Source organism: Streptomyces sp. NPDC007905 (assembly GCF_042959345.1).
In the GTDB taxonomy this organism is placed as follows: domain Bacteria; phylum Actinomycetota; class Actinomycetes; order Streptomycetales; family Streptomycetaceae; genus Streptomyces.
On sequence record NZ_JBIBKS010000028.1, the window covers coordinates 38,215 to 63,299 of the forward strand.

The window sequence follows — 25,085 nt, forward strand, 5'->3', positions numbered from 1 at the left end:
ACACGCACCGCATGACGCAGGAGGTACGGCGCAGGGGCCGCAACGAGACCGAGGAGGAGCGGGCCGACCGAATGTGGGGCGAGCTCATCCAAGAGGTCCGGGTGGCCCAGACGGGGGTGCAGATCCTCTTCGGTTTTCTGCTGACCGTCGTCTTCCAGCCGAAGTACGCCACGCTGACCCACACCAACCAGGTCATCTACATCGTGACCGTCGTGCTCGGCGCCTGCGCGACCGGTGCCCTCATCGGGCCGGTCTCCCTGCACCGCCTGGTCGCGGGCCGCCGCGTCAAGCCGCAGGCGGTGCGGCTGGCCTCCCGGATGACCTTCGTCGGCCTGGTTCTGCTGCTCGCCACCATGACCTCGTCCCTGCTGCTGATCCTCCGGGTGGCCACGGCCGACAGCTACGTGCCCTGGCTGGTCGCGGCGGTCGTCGCCTGGTACCTGCTGTGCTGGTACGGGCTGCCGCTGTGGGCGCGCCGCAGGCACACCAGCGGGTCGGCCGACAGGCCCTGACCGGCCGTACGCACCCCGAGGGCCGCCAGCTGGCGGTCGTGCACCCTGCCGAGCAGCAGCAGTGACAGCACGGCGCCGATCAGGGCACAGAACATGTCCCACTGTGTGTCCCACACATCGCCCTGGGTGGCCAGGAAGGCGTCCGCCCCGTGCCCCCCGATCACGGCGGCCGCCCACTCCAGCAGTTCGAAGCAGGCGCTGAAGGCGAGGCAGGCGCACACGGTGAGCGGTGCCAGCCAGCGGCTGCCGCGCAGCGGAGAGATACGGCTGAGCAGTTCCCGTACCAGGACGGCCGGTACGAAGCCCTGCATGAGGTGCCCGAACCGGTCGTACGGATTGCGGGACAGGCCGAAGGCGTCCCGTACCCAGTCGCCCACCGGCACCTGCGCGTACGTGTAGTGGCCGCCGACCGCGAGGACCAGCGCGTGCGCGGCCAGCAGCCCGCACAGCAGCCCGGTCAGCGGGAAGCGCCGCCAGACCAGCATCACCAGGGGCAGTCCGGCCAGCGCCCAGAACGTCTCCAGCAACCAGGTCGTGCGGTCGTGCACGTCCCACGCCGACACGGCGAGGCCCACGGCCACCACGCCCGCGCACAGGGCGGGCGGGACGCGGCGCGGCGTGGAACGTGCGGCGGGATGCACTGCGGTCATGGCGGGGCTCCTTGCCCTGGGCGTCGAAGGAAGCCCATCGTGGCGCCGACCGCCGGGCGCGGGCATGAGTACCGCTACTCAGCCCGCGCTGAGGATCTCCGCGAGCAGCTCGTCGACCGGGACCTCCTCCTGCCCGGGGGCCACCACCCCATGGGTCTCGCGCAGGAACGCGGCGACCGCGGGTGCCCAGGCGAACACCACCGCGTGGTGCCGGCCGCCGTCCGGCCGGACGTCTCCGAGGAACTCCAGGCGCAGCTCCTGCCACAACCCGGCGGAGACCGGACGTATCCGCACGTCACCGACCCCGACCGGCCTGGTCAGGCCGTCGGCGAGCATCTCCCGGTCCAGCCGCCACCGGGCCAGCACACGGCCGTCGTGACCGAACACGGCGGTGACGGCGAACGGGTCGTCGACGTCGTAGCTCAGGTGGGCGAGCACGGGACACCGGCCGGTGCCCTCCGCCTGGAGCTGCACCACCAGGGTCTTGTGCACGAGGGGGTTCACGCGAGGGCCTCCGGGAACGATCGGCGTAGAGCCCTCTAGTACCCCCGTCGGGCACAAGATGCTCATCCAGGTGGCTGATTTGTGCGGCACCCCTCAGTGCGGCCCGGCCTGTGCCGATGGCCTGCTGCAGCTCCTGCAGGCGCTGGGCCGTGTCGTCCTCGTCGGAGTCCTGACTGCCGGACCCGGCCGTCCCGTCGTCAGCCGAGCGCCTCCCGCAGCGCGGGCAGCAGCGTCTTCGCCGACCAGTCCAGGTACTCCGGCTGCGAGTCGCCGCCGATCTGGACGAGGGCGATCTCCTCGAACCCGGCCTCGGCGTAGGGGCGTACGGCCTCCACAAAGGCGTCCGGGTCGTCACCGCACGGGATGGAGGAGGCGACGTCGTCGGAGGTCACGAACTGTGTCGCGGACTCGAAGGAGTCCGGATGCGGCAGTTCGGCGTTGACCTTCCAGCCGAGCCCGAACCAGCGGAACTGGGCGTGCGCCCGCTTGATCGCGGTGTCCCGGTCGGGGTCGTAACACACCGGCAGCTGGCCCACCCGGCCCTTGCCGGTGCCACCGTGCCGGTCGAAGGCCTCCAGCAGCCCCTTCTTCGGCTCGGTGGCGATGACCAGGTCGGCGAGACGCCCCGCCAGCTTGCAGGACCGCTCGCCGGAGACCGCGATGCCGATCGGCGGCGGCTGGCTTGGCAGGTCCCAAAGCCGGGCCGACTCCACGTCGTAGTGCGTGCCGTGGTGGGTGACGTGCCCGCCCTCGAACAGGGCGCGGATGATCTCCACCGCCTCCTCGAGCATCTCGTGGCGTACGTCGACCGGGGGCCAGCCGCCGCCCACCACGTGCTCGTTAAGGTTCTCGCCGGCGCCCAGCCCGAGCCGGAACCTGCCGTCGCACAGCAACTGCATGGTCGCCGCCTTCTGCGCCACCACCGCCGGGTGGTAGCGGATCAGGGGGCAGGTCACGTATGTCATCAGCGGAATGCGCGAGGTGGCCTGCGCGGCGGCGCCGAGCACGCTCCACGCGTAGGGGGCGTGGCCCTGCGAACGAAGCCACGGAAAGTAGTGGTCGGAGGTCACCGAGAAGTCGAAGCCGGCCTCCTCGGCGCGCACCACGTGGTCCACCAGGTCACGGGGGCCGGCCTGCTCGGTCATCATCGTGTATCCGATTTGCACCATGGGGGGCGAGTCCCCGGGCTGCCGGTCCGAAAACGGCCGGGGGCGCGAGGTCAGTCCTTTGGCTCCTGAAAGGTCTGCAGGAAGGTCCGCAGGGCCAGGCGGTTGGCGGGGTCGTCCCAAGTCCCTGCCGGGGTGGTGAAGCGCAGGGAGAAGCCGTCCCCGCCGCCGAGCAGGAAACCGCGTCCGAAGGTGTGCACCTGTGCCTCCCCGGATCCGGACAGCCACTCCAGGTCGGCGGCCTTGTGCCCCTGGTAGGTGGTGGCCTGGACGCTGCGGACCTGGTGGTATCCCGGGAGCCGCTCCAGATCCGGTTCGACGTCGTCACGCCATACGGCGACCGGGTCCGGGCCCACGCGCTCGCTGTGGGTGACGGCGAGGGTCGGGGAGTCGCCGCCCGTGCCGAAGGTGACGCGGTAGGCGCGATCGGGCACGCGTGAGGTGGTCAGCCGTTTCCAGCCGTCCGGCAGGGCCACCGAGAAGCCCTCGGGAGCGGTGTAGCGGTGGTAGCCGGCCGGGAGGGCGGGGGAGTCTGTGGGCCTGGGGCCGGCACTCGGGCCGGCGCTGCGGCTCGGGCGGGGGCTGACGTTCTCGGTGCGCTTGGCCGGCGGGGCGGCCGAGGCGCCGGACCGGGCAGGTCCGTCGGCCGTGGAGGCACCGGAGCGATGGTGGGTCGCGACCAGCACGGCGGCCACGACGGTGATGACGGCCAGCGCGGTTCCGGCCGCCATCATGTGGCGGCCGCGGCCCGGGCCGGCGTGCCGCACGGCCGCGTACGCGCTGCGCAGCCGGGGGGCCGGGGCGGGGTACCGGTCGGCGTCCGCGTCCAGGGCCCGGGTCAAGGCCTCGCGCACCACCGGTCGCGTCAGCCGCTCCCCGGAGCTCTTGCGCAGCAGCCCCTGGACAGCCTGGGTGAGCGGGCCGGTGCGCAGTGGGGTGCGCAGGGGCAGCCGGTCCACGGCCTGCAGGGTGGCCTCGGGTCGGCCGCGGTCGCGGAACGGAGGCCGGCCCTCGACCGACGTGTAGAGGATCGCGCCCAGCGCCCACAGGTCGGCGGCCGGCCCGATGCGCTCGTCGCGGGCCTGTTCCGGTGAGGCGTACGACGGTGCCGTGAGCCTCGGGGCCAGGGTCGCGCCCGCCAGCCCGAACCCGGCGACGACGACCGGGCCCGCGTCCCGGACGAAGACCTGGCCGGGGCTCAGCTCGCCGTGGGTGATGCCCTCGTCGTGCGCGGCCTGCAGCACATCGAGGAGTTCGAGGCCGATCCGCGCCGCCCGCACCGGGTTGCACGGGCCTTCACGGTCGAGGAGTTCTCCGAGCGGGGTGCCGTCGATCCACTCCGTGACCGTCCACAGGGCGCCCGCCTCCACGACGGCGTCGACGACGGTGGCGACCCTGCCGGGGCACAGGAGCCGCATGATCTCGGAGGTGCGGACGACACGGGCCGTGGCGCGACGCAGGGTGTCCGCGTCGCAGGTCTCGGGGAGGACGATCTGTGACACCAGGCGGGGCTGGTTCACCGTCACGTCCTCGGCGGACCACCACAGGCGATTCGTCTCGCGCGCGAAGACCTCGAGGAGCCGGTAGCGGCCGGCGATCAACTCGTGTGCGGAGACGTGCGCCTTGACCATGGTCATCCCTCGCTGAACCCCTGACTCGTCCTTTCCCAGAGGTACGCGGGGGGTGCGGGGGTGCGTTCAACGAATCCTCAACTCCGAACCCCTTCCTGCCTTTTATTCACTACTTCGAAAGGGCTTGCGAGTTAGGGAAAACGGCTCACGGCCGGGCATCGACCTGCGGGTAACCGACGGTAAACGCCCGGCGGCCAGTGCGTCAGAGCAGTCCGAAGCGGTCCGCCCATCCGATGAGCTCCCCGGGTGCCGCATTGCCCCCGCACACCACGAGCCCGAGCCGGGCGCCGTCACCGACCCGCGCCACGACCTGCCGGGCCGCCGGCAGCAGACAGCCCGCGGCCGGCTCCGTCCACAGCTTGGCCCGGTCGGCGAGATCCAGGCAGCCCTGCACGGCCTCCCGGTCCGGCACCACCAGAACCTCCTCGACCAGCGCTGACACATGGTCGTACGTCAGCCGGGACACCGACGGCGCACTCAACGTGGTGACGAGCGAGGACACCGGCACCCGCACCGGACCGCCCGCCCGCAGCGCGGCGGCCATGGCCTCGGCGCCCTCCGTCTCCACACCCCACACCCGCACGTCCGGGCGCCGGGCGCGCAGCGCGGCCGCCACCCCGGAGATCAGACCCCCGCCGCCGACGCTGACGATCACGTCCGTCAGTTCCCCGGCGTCCTCGCCGAACTCCAGCCCCACCGTGCCCTGTCCGGCGATCACGACCGGATCGTCGAACGGGTGGACCAGGGTCAGTCCCTCGTCCCGCAGCCGGAGCACCAGCTCGAAGGCGCTGTCCATGCCGTCGGTCAGCCGCACCGACGCCCCGGCCTCCTCGGCCAGCTCGATGGAGCGCGTCGGCGCGGTGCGCGGCATGACCACGGTCGCCTTCACGTCGAGAGCCGCCGCCATCACGGCGAGGGCGATCCCGTGGTTGCCGCCGCTGACCGCGACCACGCCGGCCGCCCGCTCGGCCTCGCTCAGCGACAGCAGCCTGGCCGTCGCCCCGCGCGCCTTGAACGACCCGGTCCGCTGGAGCAGTTCGAGCTTGGCGGTGACCGGGACGCCGAGCAGTGCCGTGAGGCCGGGGCTCGGTACCGTCGGCGTCCGTACGACGTGTCCGGCGATCCGTCGGGCGGCGGCTTCGATGTCCGAGATGCCGATCAAGGTGGTTCACCTTCCCGGCGCGGGGGTGGGAACCGCGCCGCCGACACCGTGGCCCGCGGGCCCGTCCACGGTCAACGCGGTTTCACAGATGGCGACCCGCCAGGAGGTCGAGCAGGCCGAGCAGCTCGTCGACGGGTCCGGCGGCCAGTGTCGGTTCCGCGAGCAGGGCCCGTGCGGCGGCGGTGTGCGCGCGGGCCTCGGCCAACGCCGCCGCACGGCCGCCCGCCTCCTCGATCAGTGCGGACGCCTCCTCGACGTGCCCGGGGGAGTCCAGGAGCGCGAGCAGGTGGCGGGCCCGGGGGGAGCCGAGCGCCGCCAGGACCGGGAAGGTCTTCTTGCGCTCCCGCAGATCGCCGCCCACCGGCTTGCCGGTGACGGCCGGGTCGCCCCAGAGGCCGAGCACGTCGTCCACCAGTTGGAAGGCGACCCCCAGATGGCGCCCGGCGCGGTCCAGCGCGGCCACGGCCGGCTCGGGAGCCCCGCCGAGCGCCGCCCCCAGCGCCGCTGCGCAGCCCAGCAACGCGCCCGTCTTGTGCTCCGCCATCGCCCGGTACTCCTCGGGCGTGACCCGCTCCGGCCCGCCGAAGGGCCGCGCCGCGAACAGCAGGTCGTCGGCCTGCCCGCGCACCAGATCGGCCAGGGCGGCGGACAGCAGCCGTACGGCACGGGGGCCGCCCGGCGCCGCGGCGAGCGTCTCCACGGCCAGCGCGAACAGGGCGTCCCCGGCGAGCACCGCGGGACCCGTGCCGTACGCCTTCCACACAGCGGGCCGGCGGCGCCGCGTCGCGTCGCCGTCCATGATGTCGTCGTGGAGCAGCGAGAAGGCGTGCACGAGCTCCACCGCGACCGCCGCCGGGACCCCGGCCCGCGCGTCGGCTCCGGCCGCCCGAGCGCCCAGCACCGCCAGCGCCTGCCGTACGCCCTTGCCGCCGGGCGCGGCGGCGGGCGCGCCGCCGACCTCGCACCAGCCGAAGGAGTACGCGGCCATCTCGGCCACCCACGGATGCAGCCGCCCCACTGCCTCCGTCAGTGCGGGACGCACCAACTCGCGGCACTGGTCGAGGACTTCGGCAGCCGAGGGCGGTGCCTGCACCGCCGAGGAGAGCGCGGTCACCGTACGACCTCCGCGACCAGGCCGAACTCCTCCTGGGCCCGGGCCACCATCTCCCGCGCGTGCCGCAGTCCGCTGCGCTCCAGGACCCGTGCCAGCTCGGCGAGTTCGGCCGCCGTCTCGGCGCGGTCGCGGCCGAGGCGGGCCAGCGACTTGGCGAGGCCCAGCCGCGCCAGCGCCTCGCCGCGCGGCTCGCTCATCGCGCGGAACTCCTCGAGGGCGAGCTCGTACAGGTCCCGGGCCTCGGCATACCGCCCGGCCCGGTAGAAGACGTTGCCACGCATCTTGTGGTTGTAGGCGAGCGCGCTGGACAGGTTCATCGCCCGGCAGGTGGCCTCCGCCCGTGCCAGCAGCTCCAGCGCCCGCTCGGTGTCCCGTCCCGGACCGAGAGGACGTCGGCGAGTCCGCGCAGTGCCCAGGCGTGCCCGCGCCGGTCCTCGGACCGCTCGGCTATCTCCGCCGCCTCCTCGAAGAGCGCGTACGCCGTGTCGAAGTCCCCGGTGTTGCGGTGGATCTGTGCGATGCCCTCCAACGCCCAGACCGTGTGCCGGGCCTCCCCGCGCCTGCGGGCCTCGGCCAGCAGCTGCTCGTGCAGGCGGCGCACCGCCTCGTAGTCGCCCTGGATGCGGCCGGTCTCCGCGAGGCCCGCCAGGGAGTAGCCGCGGACGACGATGTCGCCGCCCTTTTCGCCGAGTTCTGCCGCGAGCCCGAGCAGTCGCCACGCCAGCGGGAACGCCCCGCGCTGCCGGGCGAGGGTGCCGCCGCTCCACAGCGCCCAGGCCATCGCGGCCGTGTCCCCGGCCTGGCGGGCCGCCCGGTAACTGGCCTTCCAGGCCCGGTCGGCGTCCCGCACCTGGCCGAGCCGCCGGTGCGCCTCGGCGACCGCGAGTCCGCAGCGGGCCGCTTCGTCGGGGCGGCCCGACCGCTCGGCCTCGCGCAGCCGCTCGGTGCCCTCGGCCAGCACGTCGACCAGCGAGGAGTTCACGGACAGGGTGGTCATGGCGCCCTGGTACTCCGGGGCGAAAGCCTTGCCGTACATGCGTCCCTTTCTATACACGACGTGTATACATAGCGTGTATAGCGCGCCGGAAACACGCCCTGACCCGGGGGCCAGGGCTTGGTCTGTCGTCGGTCAAGACGCGGGTACGGCGAGGGGGGTTGCCTGTGCGGCGCAGATCACGTCAGGGGCCCCTCAGTGCTGCTGCGCCTTCTGGGGCGTCGCCTCGCTCGGCCGGACCACGACGACCCCCTCCCCTTGGAGCATCAGCTGTACGGCCTCCCCGGAACCGCCGCGCAGCATCGAGCCGATCGACTGGGAACGGTGCAGGGAGGTCTGCAGCTGCGCGGTCCAGCCGACCACCGCGTCCGTGTCGACGTACACCGGGTACTGCGCCGAGACCGGTATGACCAGCGGGTTGCCCTCACAGACCAGACCGAGCCGGCCGTGCCCGCGGAACACACTGTTGAACAGACCGCCGCCGGCGATGCCCGAGCCCTTCACGGTCTTGATCTCGTACGACAACGAGGGGTCGAAGCACAGGACGTTGCGGCCGTTGACGGTGAACTGGTCACCCGGCTCGACCTCGACGATGAAACAGTTCTGCGCCTCGTGCGCGAACCAGACCTCGCCCTGCCCGCGCACCGTCATCAGGGGCAGCCCCTCACCGGTGACCGCGCGCTTGAGCATGCCGCCCACGCCCTGGCCCTTGCGCTCGGACTGGAGGTCGCCGCGGTACGCGATCATCGCGCCCTGCCGGGCGTACATCTCGCCGTTCACCGCGTACTTGATGCACTTGGCGTTCTCGACGGACATGCCGGGCTCGACGGCCGGCTGCACCACGTGCTCCTGGGAAAAGAGATCACCCTTCATGCGGGGCATCGTGTCCCGGACGGTGGCATTCCGCCAAGATCACGGAACGTGCCCGTTCAGCCACTGGACAGCTGGGCCCCGCAGACGCCCGCCCGGCCGCCGCCGGTGATGCCGGCGCCGCCGCCGACCTGCCCGCCTCCGTCCGTGACGAGGACGGACACCAGGAAGGGCCCGGGCACCCGCAACCGCAGCGCACCGCCCGGCACAGGCAGGTTCCCGCGGAGAAGCGGCTCGCTCGTCACATCGTGAGGAACGTGGGCCAGGGCCACGAGAGTTCCCGGAATCCGTCGACGAACGGCCCGGTGTCCTGCCCAGGGGCGCGGGGAACTGCGCGAGCAGTCCCCACACACCCGCACCCGGCCCCGAGGCCCCTACTCCCTCACATCCCCATGCCGCGCCATGACCGCCGAGCCGCCCGGCGACTTCGCCTGCTTCCCGCAGAACGCGGACTCCAGCACCCCCGCCAACGTGGTGAGCACCTTCCCGTTGTTCGAGGTGTTGGCGGCAGCGGTGACACTGCGCTTGCCGTCCTTCGTGGCGAACGCGTACGTGTAGTAGCCCTGGACCGCCCCCGTGTGGCCGTACACCGAGATCCCGCAGGACAGGTCGCGGCGACGCAGCCCGAGTCCGTACGACGTCGTGCTGTCGACCCGTGTGAAGCGCTCCATCTCCGCGAGCCGCGCCGAGGAGAGCAGCTTCCCGCCGAGCAACGCGGAATAGAAGGTGTTCAGGTCCTTGGCGCTGGAGATGATGGCACCCGCGCTCTGCGCCCAGGACACCGTCTGGGCGGTCGCGTCGACCAGCTGGGCGCCGGCCGTGTCCGGGGTGAGGTAGCCGTGGGCGTACCGGCCCGGGATCCCGGTGTCGGGGTGGACGTAGAAGGTGTCGAGCAGCCTCAGCGGCTTGACGATGCGGTTCTCGTACGCGGCCTTCACGGGCTGTCCGGTGAGCTTCTCGATGAGCAGGCCCGCGACGACGAAGTTGGTGTTGGAGTAGGAGTAGGCGGCGCCGGGCGCGTTGGTGCGGGGCTTCTTCAGGGAGAGCTGGACCAGCTGCTGGTAGGTGAAGACCTTGTCGCGTACCGCCTCGAAGCCGGACACGCTCTTGGCGAACATGTCGTTGGTGTAGTCGTACAGTCCGCTGCGGTGACTCAGTACGTGCCGGACCGTGATGTGGTCGTCCGGCAGCAGTTTGGGCAGGTAGCGGTTGACCGGGGCGTCCAGGTCCAGCTTGTGCTCGTCGGCCAGCTGCAGCAGGACGACGGCCGAGAAGGACTTGGTGACACTGCCGATGCGGAAGCGGTCCTCGGTGCTGATGCCCTGCCGCGTGCCGCGGTCGGCGACTCCCCGGGTCAGCCGGTAGGTGCTGCCGTTGTCGTCGATCTCGGCCAGCGCGCCCGGCGCGCCCTGCGTCACCGCCGTGCGCAGCACCTCGTCGAGGCCTGTGGCGTCGGGCGCCGGCAGCGTCGTCGACGCGCGGGCGTCCGCGTCTGCGGTCGCCCGCGCCGGGACCGCGAGCAGCGACATGACGACCGCTCCGAGCACCGCACCCCTGCTCACCGTTGCTGAGACCATCCGGCCACTCCCGTCCTCGCGGTATGTGATGCGACATCGGTCACATTCAGGCCTGGGAACCTAGGCGATGGGGGCTACGTCTCCACAGCCGACACACAGTTGGTCGTCCCGCGATCACTCTGTGGCAGGCATATGTAAAGGATTCCTCTAGAAATCCGCGAAATGGATCATTCCGGCTTTACGTGCGCATGACTGATCCGGAAGGGTTACCGCCCGGGGCCCGACCAGCCCCCGTGGCGCCCAACGGCGCCATGCATCAAGGCGGTTGGTGATCCCTGCCGCCTTCGATCGAAGGAACCCTGATCAGATTGCGTAGAGCGCACATACGCAGCGTGGCGGTCGCCGTCGCGGTGACGACGGCTGCCACGGGCCTGGCCGGTACGGCCTTCGCGGGTCCCTCCACGGGGGTGGAGCGGTCCGCCGCGTCCGCCGCCACGACCGCCACGGTGGTGGTGGAGGCGGCGCGCACCGCGGCCTTCGCCCACACCGCGGCGACGGGCGTCTCGCAGGGCGACGAACTCCACGCCCAGGACGTGTTGATCGACCCCGAGGGTGCGCGCCACGTCCGTTTCGTCCGCACGCACAATGGACTCCCGGTGCTCGGCGGCGACCTCGTCGTCCACCTGACCCGGCAGCTGGCCTACACGGGGGTCACCGGCGCGGCGGACCACTCCGTCAAGCCCGCCACCGCCGAGGCCAAGCTGACCGCCAGTCAAGCCGCGGCGAAGGCCGCCCAGGTCGCCAAGGGCGACGCGGGCAGCGCCCAGCTGGTCGTGGACGCCCGCGGCGGTTCCTCCGCCCTCGCCTACCAGGTGACGGTGACCGACAAGGGCAGCGCCAGCACCGTCGTCATCGACGCCGTCACCGGCAAGGTGCGCAGCAACACGCCCGACGCCGACGAGTTCCTGTCGCCGAAGCTGATCGACACACTGCGCGAGCGCGGTGAGACGATCGACCCGGCCACCGGCACCGCCTCCGCCGACGCCGGGCTGCTCGGCTCGGGCGTCTCCGGCGCCACCCACTACCCGGCCACCGCGCACGGCACCGGCAAGACGCTCTTCGTGGGCAACGTCGGCCTGACCACCACGGCGACCTCGCGCGGCCACTACCAGCTCAAGGACCCGAGCCGGTACGGCACCGAGACGCGGGACGCCAAGGGCAAGTACACCGAGAGCTTCGGCGCGGGCACGAAGTTCACCAACACCACCAACGTGTGGGGCAACGGCAAGACCTCCAGCCGTGCCAGTGCCGCCGCCGACGCCCAGTACGGCGTCACCAAGACCCTGGACTTCTACAAGAAGACCTTCAACCGCAAGGGCATCGCCAACAACAGCAAGGCCGCCCGCGCGATGGTCCACTGGGGCAACAAGGTCGCCAACGCCTTCTGGGACCCGACCTGCAACTGCATGCTGTACGGCGACGGCGACGGCGACATGTTCAAGAAGCCGCTCGTCGTCCTCGACGTCACCGGTCACGAGCTGACCCACGGTGTCGTGGAGGCGACCGCGAAGCTCGAGCCGACCTACGTCGACCAGGACGGCAACCAGTACGGCGAGCCCGGCTCGCTGAACGAGTCGCTCGCGGACATCTTCGGCTCCAACGTGGAGTTCTACGCCAACAACGCGAAGGACACCCCGGACTACCTGGTCGGCGAGAAGCTGGGTCTGCAGCAGAAGTTCCTGCGGCGCCTGGACCACCCGTCGCTCGACAAGCTCGAGGGCACGATCGACTACTGGGACCCGAGCACCTACTACACCGAGGTGCACGCCGGTTCCGGTGTCTCCTCGCACGCCTACTACCTCCTCGCGGAGGGCAGCGGCAAGAAGAGGATCGGCAGCGTGAACTACGACTCGCCGACGTACGACGGCTCCACGGTCAAGGGCATCGGCCGCACCAAGGCCACGGCCATCTTCTACCGTGCGCTGACCCGCTACATGGTCTCCACCACCGACTTCCACGACGCGCGCGTCGCGACGCTGAAGGCGGCAAAGGACCTGTACGGCGCGAACAGCACCGAGTACAACACGGTGGACAAGGCGTGGGCCGCGGTCAACGTCACCGCCGCCAACACGCCGGCCGCCCGCCACTGACGGACGGCACCGCACACCGGCACCACCGGATGCCCCGCCCCGCGCGGGGCATCCGCATGTCCGCCGGGGCCCGGCCCGGAGCGTCACCGCAGGTCGGCAACAGCCCCGCAAGCCGCTGGGGGTCCGCTCCGCAGTGATGTACGACAGGCGGCTGTTCGCGAGCCGCCCCGATGACGTGGTCGTCGTGCACTTCACCCAGAAGGGCGGCGGCCGCTGCACCGGCACCGTGACGCTCGAAGGCACGCACGGAGAGAAGGCGTCCGGCGCCACCTCCTTCGCGGGTGCCCTCCCCAACGGATCGCGGTACGCGGCCGCGGTCACCGCGCGCGGCAGCGGCGGCACCGTCCGTGTCGACGGCTGCCGCGTCACCTTCTCCAAATGCACGGACCTGACCGTCGTGGTCAGCGGCGGCACCGACTACGCGCCCGACGCCTCCGCCCACTACCGGAACCCCTCCCTCGCAAACCCACCGAGGTGCGGATCCGCAGCGTCGGCGGGACGATGACCTCCGTGGGATACGCAGGCACATCCCGGACGGTCCGCCACGTGCCCGGCGAGTACGTCACGCTCAGGGACCTCGCCCGGTGACCGGCCGGTTCCGGCGCGTCTGCCGCATCGCAGCCGTCCTGCTGGTGGCCGTCGCCTGTCAGTCCGTACCCGCCCGCGCGGCCGCCCCGCTTGCCCGGGCCACCATCCGGGCCTCGGGAGTGGTCACCTGGGCGGCGAGCGCCGACCGCCTGGGCGAGGGCAGCGCCGACCGCGGCTACCGGCTCGTCGTGCACACCAGCGTCGGCGGCAGCGACCTGCGCGTTCGCCTGTCCAACGCCTTCGGCGACCGCCCGCTGAGCCTGGACAGCGTGTACGCCGGCCTGCAGAGCCAGGGCGCCGCACTCCGGCCGGGCAGCAACCGCCGGCTGACCTTCGGCGGAGCGCGCACGGCCACCGTTCCGGCCGGCGCCTTCGTCTGGAGCGACCCGCTGCCCGGAGAGGTCCCCGCCGCCGTCAACCTGGTCGTCAGCCTGCACACCCCGGACGCGGTGGGACCGGCCACCGGCCACGGGATGGCCATGCAGACGTCGTACCTCGCCCAGGGCGACCACACCGCCGAGGACAGTGCGGGCAACTGGTACCTGACGACCGGCTCCTGGTGGTACCTCGACGCCGTCTCCGTGCGCCCGGCGAGCACCGCCACCGGTGCCGTGGTGGCGCTCGGCGACTCCGTCACCGACGGCTGGCAGTCCACCACCGACCGCAACCGGCGCTGGCCCGACTATCTCGCCCGGCGCCTGAGCACGGCGGGCACGACGGTCGAGGGCGTGGCCAACGAGGGGATCTCCGGCAACAAGGTGCTCGCGGACGGCGCCGGGCAGAGCGCCCTCAACCGGCTGGACCGGGACGTCCTCTCCCAGCCCGGCGTGCACACCGTCTTCCTCTTCGAGGGCGTGAACGACCTCAAGGCCCACACCGGCGTCACCGCGGCCGGCCTCGTCGCCGGCTACCGGAGGATCGCGCAGCGGACGCACGCGGCCGGGAAGTGCGTGGTCGCCGCGACCGTCGGCCCGTTCAAGGGCTGGTCCGAATGGGACCCGGCCGCCGAAGCCGTACGCCAGGACGTCAACCGGTTCATCCGCACCAGCGGGGAGTTCGACGCGGTCACCGACTTCGACCGCACCCTGAGCAGCCCCTACGACCCCGAACGGATCCTGCCCCTCTTCGACAACGGCGACCATCTGCACCCCGACGACAAGGGCATGCAGGCTCTGGCCGACACCGTCGACCCGCACAGCCTCGACTGCCCGCGCTGACACTCCGGCCGGCCGGACCCGGCCGGCTCCGGTGGGATCAGCCCTTGGCGGTGGGCGATCGCCACCACCGCCGTACGGCTCGCGGCGCCCAGCCCGGCGAGGATGCCGGAGACGTGCGGCCGTCCTGCCGGTGATGAACAGTTCTCGCCGATCTGCCGGTTGCTGCGCCCGTGCGCGAGCAGCCGCAGCACGTCCCGCTCCCGCGCGGTCAGCGGTGACACGCGGTCCTCGCTGCGCGAGCTGCCCATGGGGCGGCCCGGCGGATCCGCTCCAGCAGCGGCGCCGCGCCCAGCGCGGCCGCCGTCGAGCGGGCCTCGCGCGCCTGCTCCGCCTCCTCGCGCCGCTCCACGGCCGGCAGGGCGGCGGCGTACCGCAGCCGGCACCGCGCCCGCTCGTAGGCCCCGACACGGCCGACGCCCATTCCGCCTCGGCGCGCGTCAGCCGCCTGCCCCTCCGGATCGGCGCGCCGGCCACGCCTGCCCCGCCGGATCCTTCGAGCGGCCGTCCGCGCCGCGCTCGGCCGAGGCACGAGCCCGCTCCACCGGGTCGGCCGCGAAGTCCGTGCAGCGGCGCAGCTCCGGCGCCTGGCCGCCACGGCGCAGCTCGGGCGTGGGTGACCTGTGCCGGTTTCAGCGCAGCGTCTCGGCCCAGTTCGCCGGCACCCGCCCCGCCGGACCCGGCGCCGGCTGGTCGGCGGGATGGCTGACCGGCGGCGCGAGTTCGGGACCGCAGTCGTACACCTCGTTCGTGTCGTAGTTCCAGAACCAGGCCTCACCCGGCTCGTAGCTGCGGATCACCGGATGCCCGGTGGCCCGGTAGTGGGCCGTGGCGTGCTTGGCGGGGGAGTCGTCACAGCAGCCGATGTGGCCGCACGTCGCGCAGCGGCGCAGGTGGAACCACCAGCCGCCGGCCTCGTCGCACTCCACGCACCCGGTGCCGCTCGGCGGAACACCCGGGTCGATCGCGGCCTCGTCACTCATGCCGCCTCCTCGGGGGTCGAAGCGGACGCCTCGTCCGGCACCTCGGCGGTCAGCGGCAGCAGCACCTGGAATCGGGTGTCGCCGGGCACCGACTCGACCTGCAGCGTGCCGTGGTGCTTGTTGACGACGATCCGCCAGGAGATGTCCAGGCCGAGACCGGTGCCCTGGCCGACCGGCTTGGTGGTGAAGAACGGGTCGAAGATACGGCTTCTGATCTCCGGTGGGACGCCGGGCCCGGTGTCCCGGAACTCGACCAGCAAGCGCTCGTGGTCCAGCGCGGTCCGCACGGTCAACGTACCCTGGCCGCCCGCGCCGTTGATGGCGCACACCGCGTTGTCGATCAGGTTGGTCCACACCTGGTTCAGTTCCGCCGGGTAGCCGGGGATCTGCGGGAGCGTGCGGTCGTACTCCTTGACCACCTGGATGCGCGGGCCGATCTTGCCGGACAGCATCAGCAGGGTGCTGTCGAGCAGTTCGTGCACGTCCACCACCCGGTAGGGCGCCCGGTCCAGCTGCGAGTACTGCTTGGCCGCGTCGACGAGGTGCGAGATACGGGTGGTGGAGTCCTCGATCTCGTTCATCAACAGCTCGGTCTCGACGGTGTAGTTGAGCCAGCCGACCGCGCCGGGCAGGATCTCCTCGCCCACGGCCGCCGCGACCTGCTCCAGCCAGTCGACGTCGAGGCCCGCCTGCACGAAGGTGGGCGCCAGCTGCCAGCCGTAGTCGATGCCGTGGTCCTCCAGCCAGTCCGTGAGCGTGTCCTCGCGGTCGGAGGCCTCCAGCGGACCGAGCGCCGGCGCCTTGACCACCCGCTCGGCGGTGCGCTCCTGGATCTCGATCAGGCTCGCCAGCGCGTCGCGGGAGAACGGGCCCTCGGCGATGACGGCGAGCTTGTGCCGCATCTTGGCCACCCGCTCCCGCAGGGTGGCCGTGGCCCGGACGGCGGCCGCCGCCGGGTTGTTCAGCTCGTGGGTGAGCCCGGCCGACAACGAGCCGAGCGCCAGCAGCCGCTCCCGCTGGCCGATTGCGGCCTGGGCGCTCTTCGAGCCGAAGAAGAGCCCCTCCAGCAGGTGCACGGCCATCGGGAACCACTCGCTCATGACCTCGGCGAAGGTGTCCGCCGGCAGGACGAAGAACCGCGTCGGCTCCGTCACCCGCATCGAGTTGTTGTACACCTGCCGGACCCGGTCCCCGAGGTAGGCCTGCATGGCACCCGCGTACACCCCGCGCTGCGAGGTCCGGTTGACCTCCACGTCGTCCCCGCCGACGCGCCGTGAGAGCACGACCGTGCCCTCGACCATCACGAAGAAGCAGGTGGCGGGGTCACCCTCGGTGTACACCGGGCCGGGCTGGAACAGCTCCACCCGCCCCTCGCTGCACAGCCGCCCGAGCTGCTCGGGCGCCAGCTTCTCGAAGAGGAACAGGGAGCCGATGTCCTTGGGGTTGCACGGCATCACCTGCCCGCTCATGACTGCTCCAGATACCGGTGGACGAGCATGACGGCCATGGCTCCCTCTCCGACGGCGGACGCGACGCGCTTGGCGGACTCGGCGCGCGCGTCGCCCGCGACGAACACGCCGGGAATGCTGGTCTCCAGGTGGTACGGCGGCCGGTCCAGCTCCCAGCCCGTCGGCGGGCGCCCGTCGGCGGACAGATCCGGCCCGGCCAGGATGAACCCGCGCTCGTCGCGCAGCACCGTGTCGCCCAGCCAGTCGGTGAGCGGGGCGGCGCCGATGAACACGAACATCCACTGGGCTTCGACCTCTTCGGTCTCACCGGTCGCCACATGACGCAGCGTCAGGTGATCCAGACGGCCGGAGCCGTGCGCCGCGTCGACCACCGTGTGACTGCGCACCGCGATGTTCGGCGCCTCGTCGATCTGCTGGATCAGGTAGTACGACATCGACGCCGACAGGTCGGGGCCGCGCACCAGCAGCGTCACCGACTTGGCGAACCTGGACAGGTACATCGCGGCCTGTCCCGCGGAGTTGGCGCCACCGACGATGTACACGTCGTGCCCCTGGCAGGAGGACGCCTCGGTCAGCGCGGAGCCGTAGAACACCCCGCAGCCGGTCAGGTCGGTGCAGCCCTCGGCCTCCAACTGCCGGTACTGCACCCCCGTCGCCAGGATGATGCTGTGCGCCGCGATCGCCGAGCCGTCCGCGAACCGTACGACCCGCGCCGCCCCGTTGATCTCCAGTCCCGTCACCTCGCGCGCGGTGAGGATCTCGGCGCCGAACTTGGCGGCCTGCCGTCGCGCCCGGTCGGTGAGCTGGGCGCCGGAGACACCGTCCGGGAAGCCGAGGTAGTTCTCGATCCGGGAGCTCTGCCCGGCCTGACCGCCGGTCGCCGAGCGCTCCACGAGCACCGTTCTGAGCCCCTCCGAGGCTCCGTACACGGCAGCCCCGAGCCCGGCCGGGCCACCGCCGATCACGACGAGGTCGTAGAAGTCGGCCGTCGGCATCGTCGCCAGACCCACCCGCGCGGCCAGCTCGGGTACCTCGGGCTCGACCAGCACCGCGCAGTCCGGGGTGATCACGAGCGGCAGCCGCTGCCCGTCCTGCCCGGCCGCGGCCAGCAGCCGCTGTCCCTCCGGCTCCTCGACCGAGTACCAGCGGTACGGCACCTGGTTGCGGGCCAGGAACTCGCGCACGTCCGACGACCGCGCCGACCACCGGTGCCCGACGACCTTGGTGCTGGGTACGGGCTTGTAGGCGCTGGTGCGCCAGGCTTGAAGCAGATCGTCCAGCACCGGATAGAGCTTCTCCTCCGGCGGGTCCCACGGCTTGAGCAGATAGTGGTCCAGGTCGACGACGTTGATCGCGTCGATCGCCGCGTTGGTGTCCGCGTACGCCGTCAGCAGCACCCGGCGCGCCCCCGGATACACGTCCAGGGCCTCTTCCAGGAACTCGATGCCGTTCATCTGCGGCATCCGGTAGTCGGCGAGGATCACGGCCACCAGGTCGCCGCGCAGCTTCAGCTCGCGCAGCGCCTGAAGCGCCGACTCGCCGGACTCGGCGCGCACGATCCGGTACGACTCGCCGTAGCGCCGTCTGAGGTCACGGGCGACGGCGCGGGAGACTCCCGGGTCGTCGTCCACGGTCAGGATGACGGTCCGCGCTGCGTCGGCGGCCTGTGCCATGCCTCTCCCACCCCGAGCGGTTTGATCCACGGCACGGCGTCGCTGGGCCCACCGCGCCGGTTCCCGCCCATCGTATGTTCGATCGCCAGGGTTCGCTCCGGTATACGGCAGCGACCGGTGTCTCCGCCGGGGCACTCCCCGAGCACGCAGAACTTGATCGCTTCTTTCTCGGGTACGGGTAGGAAGGAAGAGCCCCGGCAGCCGTCCGGAGCCGGCCGGATCCCGTCCTCGTCGGAGGCGTCGTTGACCACCGCCCACCCGAGCGCCTCTGCCCACCAGCGGCCGACGGCCACGGGGTCGGCCGCGGCGACGCCCAGCTGTTCCCCCGCACGGACATGACCGCGGCGTGGTGAAGACTGGCCCCGAGCGATGAAGGACGAGGAGGCCCACGCATGGCACGCCCGATCACGGCAGGGGTGGACGGTACGGAGGAGAGCCTGGCCGCGCTGGGCTGGGCGGTCCGGGAGGCCGTACGCCGGGGGCTGCCGCTGCGCGTGGTGCACGTGTGGCGCTACGAGAAGACGCTCGCCACGGCCGACCGGGACACGCAGCACGGCTGGGTGTCGGACGGGGTGACGCGGGCCGTGCGCTCCGTCTCCGGGCGGCATCCGGAGCTGGACGTGAGCGTGGACGTGCTGGAGGGCGGCGCCGTCGAGGCGCTGGCCGGTGCGGCGGCGGATGCCGAGATGCTGGTGCTCGGCTCGCGGGGGCACGGCCGGGTGGTCGGGTTCCTGCTCGGCTCCGTCGGTCAGCAGGTGATCGCCGAGGCGACCCGGCCCGTGGTGCTGGTGCGCGCCGGGGACCAGCCGGCGGCGGAAGCGGCCGGACGGGACGTGGTCGTCGGCCAGCACGGCGGCCCCGAGGACAGCGCGGCCGCGCTGCGGTTCGCGTTCGAGACGGCGGCCGCGCGGGGCGCCACCGTCCGGGCGGTACGGGCCTGGACCCTGCCGCCCGTCTTCGCCTACAGCCCCGGCTCGCTGAAGCTCCTGGACGACGTCGGCGGCCTCGAGCCGTACGAGAAGCAGGCTCTGGCGGAGGCGCTGCGGCCGTGGCGGGAGCGCTTCCCGGAGGTGCCCGTGGCCGAGCACATCGAGATGGGCAGCGCGGGGCAGGTGCTGCTGGCGGCGGCCGCACGGGCCCAGCTGACGGTCGTCGGACGGCGAGCGCAGCGTACGGCCGTGGGCGCCCGGATCGGGTCGGTCGCGCACGGCGTGCTGCACCACGCGGAGTGCCCGGTGGCCGTGGTCCCGCACGAGTGACCTGAGGGGGGCGACTTCTACTCGGGGGTCGTCGGCTCCAGGGTCGCGCGGGCCTTGGGCAGGACGTTGTGGATGTAGTCCTCGACGGCGGTGTCGAGGCCCATGTCGTGCTCGGCGCGCTCGGACAGGTACCAGCGGTGCTCGAGCAGCTCGTGGTAGATCTCGGCCGGGTCCATCGAGCCGCGCAGCTCCGGCGGGACCGCGCGCACCGTGGGCCGGAACACGTCCCGCACCCAGCGGTGGGCGAGCACCTCGGGGCGGGCGGCGAGGGGATCGCCGGGCGCGTAGTCGTCCTGGGTGGCCATCCAGCTCTCCAGGTCGTTGAGCAGCCGCCGCGCCTGGTTCTCCTCGGTGTCGAGGCCGGTCAGCCGCAGCAGCTGGCGCTGGTGGTGGCCGGCGTCGACCACCTTGGGCACGAAGGTGACCGTGTCCCCGTCGGAGGAGTGTTCGATCTGCATCTCGGCCACGTCGAAGCCGAGGTCGTTGAGGCGGCGTATCCGGCGTTCCATGTAGTGGTACTTGCCCGCCGGGTACACGGAGGTGCGGGTCAGCTCCTGCCACAGGCCGCCGTAGCGGGTGCAGATCTCGTGCCCGAACTCGACGGGGTCGACCGAAGGGTGCAGCGCCCCGGACGCCTCCAGGTCCAGCAGTTCGCCGCTGATGTTCACGCGCGCCAGGTCGAGGTCGTAGTCGCGCTGCCCGGGGCTGAGCCGGGGGTGCAGGTCGCCGGTCTCGGCGTCCACCAGGTAGGCGGCGAAGGCGCCCGCGTCCCGCCGGAACAGCGTGTTGGACAGCGAACAGTCGCCCCAGGCGAACCCGGCCAGATGCAGCCGCACCAGCAGCACCGCGAGGGCGTCCATCAGACGGTGCATGGTCGCCGGGCGCATGGTCGTCTCGAACATCGAGCGGTACGGCATCGAGCCGCGCAGATGACGGGTGACCAGCACCGGCTCCAGCGGTGCGCCGGAGCGGTCGGTGCGGCCGGTGACCACGGCGAGGGGGTCGACGGCGGGGATGCCCAGCCGGTCCAGGTCGCGCAGGAGCCCGTACTCGCGCAGCGCGGGCCGTTCGGCCAGCTCCTTGACGGCGATCACCTCGTCACCGGCGTGCGCGTAGCGCACGACGTGCCGGGAGATGCCCCGGGGGAGTGGCACGAGGTACTCCTCGGGCCACTCCTCCAGGGGGACGTCCCAGGGAAGTTCGAGCAGGAGCGCGGGGTGCTCCGGGTTCGTGGCGCTGATCTGCAAGGCCATGGGAGGAACCCTAAGGCTCCCTCTGGAGCGCGCGTTCGCGGGCCCGCTCGGCGGCCGCCCGTACCGAGCCCCGGTGGACCGGGCCGTGCCCGGGCAGCAGGGTGTCACCGTCGAGCGCCGCGATCAGCTCCAGCGAGGCCAGCGCCCGCGCACGGTCGTGCTGGAAGAAGTCGAGCACGAGTTGCGGGCCCTCGACCCGGGAGGTCGGGTGGCCGCTGACCAGGGCGTCGCCGGACAGGACGATGCCCGCGTCGGGCAGGTGGTAGGCGCAGTGGCCGTCCGTGTGGCCCGGGGTGTGCACGGGCACGGGCCGACCGGGCAGGTCGAGGGGGCCCTCGTTCGGGAACGGCGCCGGTGCGACGACGGGGTGGTGAGCGGTGCCGCCCACGCGCAGCACGTGTGCCGCCCAGGGCAGGACGCCGGGCCGCCAGGCGTTGCGCACCACGTCCGCGACGGTGGCCTGCTGCAGGAACTCCCGCCGCGCGTGGGGTACTTCCGCGGGGTGCAGGTGGACCGGGGTGCCGTAGGTGCTGCGCAGGTACTCGGCCGAGCCGATGTGGTCGTTGTGCGCATGGGTGATCAGCACGGCGGTGACCGCCTCCGGCGAACTGCCCACAGCGGCCAGGGACGCGAGGACGCCCCGGCGGTCTCCGGGGTACCCGGTGTCCACCAGCGTGACGGCGTCGCCGTCGCGGAGGATCACCCAGTTGGTGTGGTGGCCGTGCACCAGGTAGGTGCCGTCGGCGACTTGGCGTACGTCTGCCCGCATGATCTCCCCGAGCGCCCGGCGGCTGATCGTCGGGGACAGCCAACCAGATGATCCACCGGCGTCCGCAGGGGGGCCGCCGCAGAGGTCACTGCACGCCGTGCGGCCGGAACTGGATGCTGATGCGCGGTCCCGCGGCCCGGGCGGTCTTGGGGACGCAGTGCTCCCAGGTCCGCTGGCAGGAACCGCCCATCACGATGAGGTCGCCGTGTCCGAGCGGCCGCCGTACCGTCGTGCCACCGCCTCCCGCCGGCCGCAGCAGCAGATCCCGGGGCGCGCCGACGGACAGGATCGCGACCATCGTGTCCTCACGGCCGCCGCGCCCGATCCGGTCGCCGTGCCAGGCGACACTGTCCCGGCCGTCGCGGTAGAAGCACAGTCCGGCGGTGGTGAACGGCTCACCCAGCTCTTCGGCGTAGTGCGCGGACAGGGCCGCGCGGGCCTCGTCGAGGATGGGGTGCGGCAGCGGGTCGTGCGCCTTGTAGAAGGCGAGCAGCCGCGGTACGGCCACCACGTTGTCGTACATCTTGCGGCGCTCGGCCCGCCACGGGACGTCGGTCGCCAGCTGTTCGAAGAGGGCGTCGGCGCCGCTCAGCCAGCCCGGCAGCACGTCGATCCAGGCGCCCGAGCCCAGCTCGGTCCGGCGCAGCCCGTCGAGCGAACCGAGCCGCAGATCGTCGGTCTGGTCGAACAGGGAGCCCTGGAGGTGCGTGGACATGGGGCCAGCGTACTCCTAATCGAAAATATGTTCCCCTCGCGCGTCCGTCCCCGAGGAAGCGACCCGGCCTCTTTTGATACGCCAATGTATCGGATACATTGCTGTATCGAACGGAGGTCCCACCATGACGGCGGAGGACATGGCCCGGCGCGTCACCCGGCGGCGGGCCCGGACGCGGGCCAACCTGCTCGACGCCGCCTTCGCGGTGTTCGCGGCCAAGGGCTTCGGCCGCGTCTCCATCGAGGAGGTCTGCGAGGCCGCCGGCTACAGCCGGGGCGCCTTCTACTCCAACTTCGCCACCCTGGACGAACTGTTCTTCGCGCTCTACCGGGAGCGCGCCGACCTCATCGCCTCCCAGGTGGCCGAAGCCCTCGCCCAGGACGGCCCCGACCTCGACGTACCGGCCTCCGTGGACCGGGTCACCGAAGTCCTGCTGCTCGACGTGGACTGGCTGCTGGTGAAGACCGACTTCCTGGTGCACGCGGCCCGCGACCCGGCCGTCGCACAGGCCCTGCTGGACCACCGCACCCGGCTCCGCGAGGCCATCGCAGACCGGCTCTTCCGGGCCCGGGGCCACACCGAACTGCCCGCCGTGCTCGGCGGCGTCGACGGCGCCGCCCGCGCGGTCGTCGCGGCCTACGACGGCGTCACCACCCAGCTGCTGCTGGACAAGGACGTCGACGCCGCCCGCACCTGGCTGGGGCAACTGCTCACCGCCCTGCTGACCGACGGCAGCGGCACCCCCGTATGAGTCGTAGACGGAAGGACACAGACGCCATGGCCGCCATGGACGCGGACGTCATCGTCGTCGGAGCGGGCCTCGCGGGCCTGGTCGCGGCGCACGAACTCACCAGCCGGGGCAGGCGCGTCGCCCTGGTCGACCAGGAGAACGCCGCCAATCTCGGCGGCCAGGCGTTCTGGTCCTTCGGCGGGCTCTTCCTCGTCGACTCACCCGAGCAACGGCGCCTCGGCATCAAGGACTCCTTCGACCTCGCCTGGAACGACTGGCGGGGCAGCGCGCGGTTCGACCGGCTCGAGGACGAGGACTCCTGGGCGGTGCGCTGGGCCCGCGCCTACGTGGAGTTCGCGGCCGGCGAGAAGCGGTCCTGGCTGCAGGGGCACGGCATCGAGCTGCTGCCCACCGTCGGCTGGGCCGAGCGCGGCGACCTGCGGGCGAACGGACACGGCAACTCGGTACCCCGCTTCCACATCGCCTGGGGCACCGGTACCGGTGTGGTCGAACCCTTCGTCCGGTACGCCCGGCAGGCCGCCCGGGACGGGCTGCTGACCTTCCACCACCGGCACCGGGTGGACGAGTTGGTCATCGAGGAGGGTGCGGCGCGCGGGGTGCGCGGCACCGTCCTCGCCGACGACGACTCACCGCGCGGCGTGGCGTCCAACCGCGAGCGCCTCGGCGACTTCGAACTCACCGCGCAGGCCGTGGTCGTCACCACCGGCGGCATCGGCGCCAACCACGACATCGTGCGCCGCTACTGGCCCGAGCGACTCGGCACGCCCCCCGCCGAGATGGTCACCGGCGTCCCCGCCTACGTCGACGGCCGCATGCTCGACATCAGCGCCGAGGCGGGCGTGCGCCTGGTCAACCGGGACCGGATGTGGCACTACACCGAGGGCCTGCAGAACTGGAACCCCATCTGGCCCGGCCACGGCATCCGCATCCTGCCCGGTCCGTCCTCCATCTGGCTCGACGCCCTCGGCCGCCGGCTGCCCGACCCCTGCCTGCCCGGCTACGACACCCTCAGCACCCTCAAGTACCTGCGCACCACCGAGGACATCGCCGGATACGACCACTCGTGGTTCGTGCTCACCCGGAAGATCATCGAGAAGGAGTTCGCGCTCTCCGGATCCGAGCAGAACCCCGACATCACCGCCAAGGACCGCAAGGCCGTGCTGCGTGACCGGCTGCTCGGCAAGGGCGCCCCCGCACCGGTCAGGGCGTTCCTCGACAAGGGCGCGGACTTCGTCACCGCGGGCAGCCTGGAACAGCTGGTCGAGAAGATGAACGGCCTCACGGACAAGCCCCTGCTGGACGCGGCCGAGGTGCGCCGCCAGATCGAGGCCCGCGACCTGCAGATCACCCACCCGTACAGCAAGGACTCCCAGGTGCAGGGCATCCGCAACGCCCGCCGCTACATAGGTGACCGCCTCGGCCGGGTGGCCGGCCCGCACCGCATCCTCGACCCGGCCGCGGGCCCCCTGATCGGTGTCCGGCTGCACGTGCTGACCCGCAAGACCCTCGGCGGCATCCAGACCGACCTCGACTCCCATGCCCTCGGCGCCGACGGCAAGCCCGTCACCGGCCTGTACGCGGCGGGCGAGGTGGCCGGCTTCGGCGGCGGAGGCGTCCACGGCTACAACGCCCTGGAGGGCACCTTCCTCGGCGGCTGCCTCTTCTCGGGCCGCGCGGCGGGCCGGGCGGCGGCGAAGCAGACGGGCTGAGCTCAGCGCCCCAGCAGCTCCGCCAGCACCGAGGCATGGCCCTGCTCCGGCCTCTTGGACGCCGTGAGCAGCGTCACCCGCCCCTCGCGCACCGACTTCCTGAGGCCGTCGAGGAGTTCGGCGGCCCCGGGAGCGTCGAGTTCCGCCTCGTAGCGGCGGCGGAACTCGACGTACGAGCCCTCACCCGCGTGGTACCAGTTGCGCAGCTCCGTCGACGGTGTGAGCTCCTTCGGCCACGCGTCGATCTGCGCCGCCTCCTTGGCGAGGCCGCGCGGCCACAGTCGGTCCACCAGGACCCGCAGCCCGTCGTCGGGCTCGGGCGGTTCGTAGATCCGGCGTACGCGGACGCTCACGGTCGGGCTCCCCTTCGGGTCGCGGACGGTTCCGCGAGCGTACTGCGGACGTCCCGCGTCCCCGGGTGGCGACGCGGCG

Annotated in this window: 24 protein-coding genes and 3 pseudogenes; 7 read left to right on the forward strand and 20 right to left on the reverse strand. The window is 72.3% G+C overall.

The window, feature by feature from the left end:
- Positions 1-11 precede the first annotated feature (11 nt).
- On the forward strand, positions 12-512 hold the full coding sequence (locus ACFZDC_RS35545; RefSeq protein ID WP_391330366.1) for a DUF6328 family protein: 501 nt from the start codon (positions 12-14) through the stop codon (positions 510-512).
- Here ACFZDC_RS35545 and ACFZDC_RS35550 read toward each other — a convergent pair.
- From ACFZDC_RS35550 to ACFZDC_RS35595, 10 genes and pseudogenes are all read right to left on the reverse strand, one after another.
- Positions 401-1,162, reverse strand: coding sequence for a DUF2238 domain-containing protein (locus tag ACFZDC_RS35550; RefSeq protein ID WP_391330367.1), 762 nt, complete (start codon positions 1,160-1,162; stop codon positions 401-403). The two genes, ACFZDC_RS35545 and ACFZDC_RS35550, sit on opposite strands and share 112 nt — an antisense overlap.
- Positions 1,163-1,240: 78 nt before the next feature.
- The gene (locus ACFZDC_RS35555) at positions 1,241-1,666 is read right to left on the reverse strand and encodes an SsgA family sporulation/cell division regulator (protein ID WP_391330368.1); all 426 of its coding nucleotides are present in this window, start codon (positions 1,664-1,666) and stop codon (positions 1,241-1,243) included.
- 197 nt (positions 1,667-1,863) lie between these two features.
- On the reverse strand, positions 1,864-2,835 hold the full coding sequence (locus ACFZDC_RS35560) for a TIGR03557 family F420-dependent LLM class oxidoreductase (protein ID WP_391330370.1): 972 nt from the start codon (positions 2,833-2,835) through the stop codon (positions 1,864-1,866).
- A gap of 50 nt (positions 2,836-2,885) precedes the next feature.
- Entirely contained in the window at positions 2,886-4,469 is a 1,584-nt protein-coding gene (locus ACFZDC_RS35565; protein WP_391330372.1) for a protein kinase, read from the reverse strand.
- A 196-nt stretch (positions 4,470-4,665) separates the two neighbouring features.
- Complete coding sequence (locus tag ACFZDC_RS35570; RefSeq protein WP_391330373.1) at positions 4,666-5,625, reverse strand: pyridoxal-phosphate dependent enzyme; 960 nt, start codon at positions 5,623-5,625, stop codon at positions 4,666-4,668.
- Between the two features lie 82 nt (positions 5,626-5,707).
- Positions 5,708-6,739, reverse strand: a complete 1,032-nt coding sequence (locus ACFZDC_RS35575; RefSeq protein ID WP_391330375.1) for a polyprenyl synthetase family protein — start codon at positions 6,737-6,739, stop codon at positions 5,708-5,710.
- Positions 6,736-7,775 (reverse strand): annotated as a pseudogene (locus tag ACFZDC_RS35580) (tetratricopeptide repeat protein). Before ACFZDC_RS35580 ends, ACFZDC_RS35575 begins: the two are co-directional and overlap by 4 nt.
- A gap of 153 nt (positions 7,776-7,928) precedes the next feature.
- Positions 7,929-8,606: an AIM24 family protein gene (locus tag ACFZDC_RS35585; protein ID WP_391330377.1), complete on the reverse strand. Its 678-nt coding sequence runs from the start codon at positions 8,604-8,606 to the stop codon at positions 7,929-7,931.
- 56 nt (positions 8,607-8,662) lie between these two features.
- Positions 8,663-8,812: a hypothetical protein gene (locus ACFZDC_RS35590; protein WP_391330379.1), complete on the reverse strand. Its 150-nt coding sequence runs from the start codon at positions 8,810-8,812 to the stop codon at positions 8,663-8,665.
- Between the two features lie 165 nt (positions 8,813-8,977).
- Positions 8,978-10,180 carry a serine hydrolase gene (locus tag ACFZDC_RS35595; protein WP_391330381.1) on the reverse strand — a complete coding sequence of 401 codons (1,203 nt, stop codon included), beginning with the start codon at positions 10,178-10,180 and terminating at the stop codon, positions 8,978-8,980.
- Positions 10,181-10,512: 332 nt separating this feature from the next.
- Here ACFZDC_RS35595 and ACFZDC_RS35600 point away from each other — a divergent pair, with 332 nt between their 5' ends.
- The 3 genes and pseudogenes from ACFZDC_RS35600 (at position 10,513) to ACFZDC_RS35610 (ending at position 14,075) form a co-directional block, all read left to right on the forward strand.
- Positions 10,513-12,270 (forward strand): M4 family metallopeptidase, encoded by a 1,758-nt coding sequence (locus tag ACFZDC_RS35600; protein ID WP_391330383.1) that lies wholly within the window; start codon positions 10,513-10,515, stop codon positions 12,268-12,270.
- Between the two features lie 121 nt (positions 12,271-12,391).
- Positions 12,392-12,730, forward strand: a pseudogene (locus ACFZDC_RS35605) (glycoside hydrolase N-terminal domain-containing protein); the annotation flags it as partial.
- A 124-nt stretch (positions 12,731-12,854) separates the two neighbouring features.
- The gene (locus ACFZDC_RS35610) at positions 12,855-14,075 is read left to right on the forward strand and encodes a GDSL-type esterase/lipase family protein (protein ID WP_391330384.1); all 1,221 of its coding nucleotides are present in this window, start codon (positions 12,855-12,857) and stop codon (positions 14,073-14,075) included.
- A 116-nt stretch (positions 14,076-14,191) separates the two neighbouring features.
- Here the strand turns inward: ACFZDC_RS35610 and ACFZDC_RS35615 are convergent.
- The 6 genes and pseudogenes from ACFZDC_RS35615 to ACFZDC_RS35640 form a co-directional block, all read right to left on the reverse strand.
- Positions 14,192-14,323: pseudogene (locus ACFZDC_RS35615) on the reverse strand (LuxR C-terminal-related transcriptional regulator); the annotation flags it as partial.
- On the reverse strand, positions 14,284-14,496 hold the full coding sequence (locus ACFZDC_RS35620; RefSeq protein ID WP_391330386.1) for a hypothetical protein: 213 nt from the start codon (positions 14,494-14,496) through the stop codon (positions 14,284-14,286). The gene ACFZDC_RS35620 and the pseudogene ACFZDC_RS35615, both read right to left, overlap by 40 nt.
- 208 nt (positions 14,497-14,704) lie before the next feature.
- Entirely contained in the window at positions 14,705-15,055 is a 351-nt protein-coding gene (locus ACFZDC_RS35625; protein WP_391330388.1) for a UBP-type zinc finger domain-containing protein, read from the reverse strand.
- Positions 15,052-16,524, reverse strand: coding sequence for an ATP-binding protein (locus ACFZDC_RS35630; RefSeq protein WP_391330390.1), 1,473 nt, complete (start codon positions 16,522-16,524; stop codon positions 15,052-15,054). Before ACFZDC_RS35630 ends, ACFZDC_RS35625 begins: the two co-directional genes overlap by 4 nt.
- Positions 16,521-18,197 carry an FAD-dependent oxidoreductase gene (locus ACFZDC_RS35635; RefSeq protein ID WP_391330392.1) on the reverse strand — a complete coding sequence of 559 codons (1,677 nt, stop codon included), beginning with the start codon at positions 18,195-18,197 and terminating at the stop codon, positions 16,521-16,523. Before ACFZDC_RS35635 ends, ACFZDC_RS35630 begins: the two co-directional genes overlap by 4 nt.
- On the reverse strand, positions 18,158-18,700 hold the full coding sequence (locus ACFZDC_RS35640; RefSeq protein WP_391330394.1) for a VOC family protein: 543 nt from the start codon (positions 18,698-18,700) through the stop codon (positions 18,158-18,160). The genes ACFZDC_RS35635 and ACFZDC_RS35640 overlap by 40 nt, the downstream gene beginning before the upstream one ends.
- Here ACFZDC_RS35640 and ACFZDC_RS35645 point away from each other — a divergent pair.
- The gene (locus ACFZDC_RS35645) at positions 18,590-19,456 is read left to right on the forward strand and encodes a universal stress protein (protein ID WP_391330396.1); all 867 of its coding nucleotides are present in this window, start codon (positions 18,590-18,592) and stop codon (positions 19,454-19,456) included. The genes ACFZDC_RS35640 and ACFZDC_RS35645 overlap by 111 nt on opposite strands.
- A gap of 17 nt (positions 19,457-19,473) precedes the next feature.
- Here ACFZDC_RS35645 and ACFZDC_RS35650 read toward each other — a convergent pair whose 3' ends face one another.
- The 3 genes from ACFZDC_RS35650 to ACFZDC_RS35660 form a co-directional block, all read right to left on the reverse strand.
- Positions 19,474-20,709, reverse strand: a complete 1,236-nt coding sequence (locus ACFZDC_RS35650; RefSeq protein WP_391330398.1) for a DUF4032 domain-containing protein — start codon at positions 20,707-20,709, stop codon at positions 19,474-19,476.
- 10 nt (positions 20,710-20,719) lie between these two features.
- Positions 20,720-21,478 (reverse strand): MBL fold metallo-hydrolase, encoded by a 759-nt coding sequence (locus ACFZDC_RS35655; protein ID WP_391330399.1) that lies wholly within the window; start codon positions 21,476-21,478, stop codon positions 20,720-20,722.
- An 85-nt stretch (positions 21,479-21,563) separates the two neighbouring features.
- On the reverse strand, positions 21,564-22,193 hold the full coding sequence (locus ACFZDC_RS35660; protein ID WP_391330401.1) for an alpha-ketoglutarate-dependent dioxygenase AlkB: 630 nt from the start codon (positions 22,191-22,193) through the stop codon (positions 21,564-21,566).
- Between the two features lie 124 nt (positions 22,194-22,317).
- Between ACFZDC_RS35660 and ACFZDC_RS35665 the strand changes: the two genes are divergently transcribed.
- A complete protein-coding gene (locus tag ACFZDC_RS35665) occupies positions 22,318-22,944 on the forward strand; it encodes a TetR family transcriptional regulator (protein WP_391330403.1) in 627 nt (208 codons plus the stop codon).
- 35 nt (positions 22,945-22,979) lie between these two features.
- Positions 22,980-24,653, forward strand: coding sequence for an FAD-binding dehydrogenase (locus ACFZDC_RS35670; RefSeq protein ID WP_391330448.1), 1,674 nt, complete (start codon positions 22,980-22,982; stop codon positions 24,651-24,653).
- A 2-nt stretch (positions 24,654-24,655) separates the two neighbouring features.
- Here ACFZDC_RS35670 and ACFZDC_RS35675 read toward each other — a convergent pair whose 3' ends face one another.
- Entirely contained in the window at positions 24,656-25,006 is a 351-nt protein-coding gene (locus ACFZDC_RS35675) for a DUF488 family protein (protein WP_391330404.1), read from the reverse strand.
- Positions 25,007-25,085: the final 79 nt, after the last annotated feature.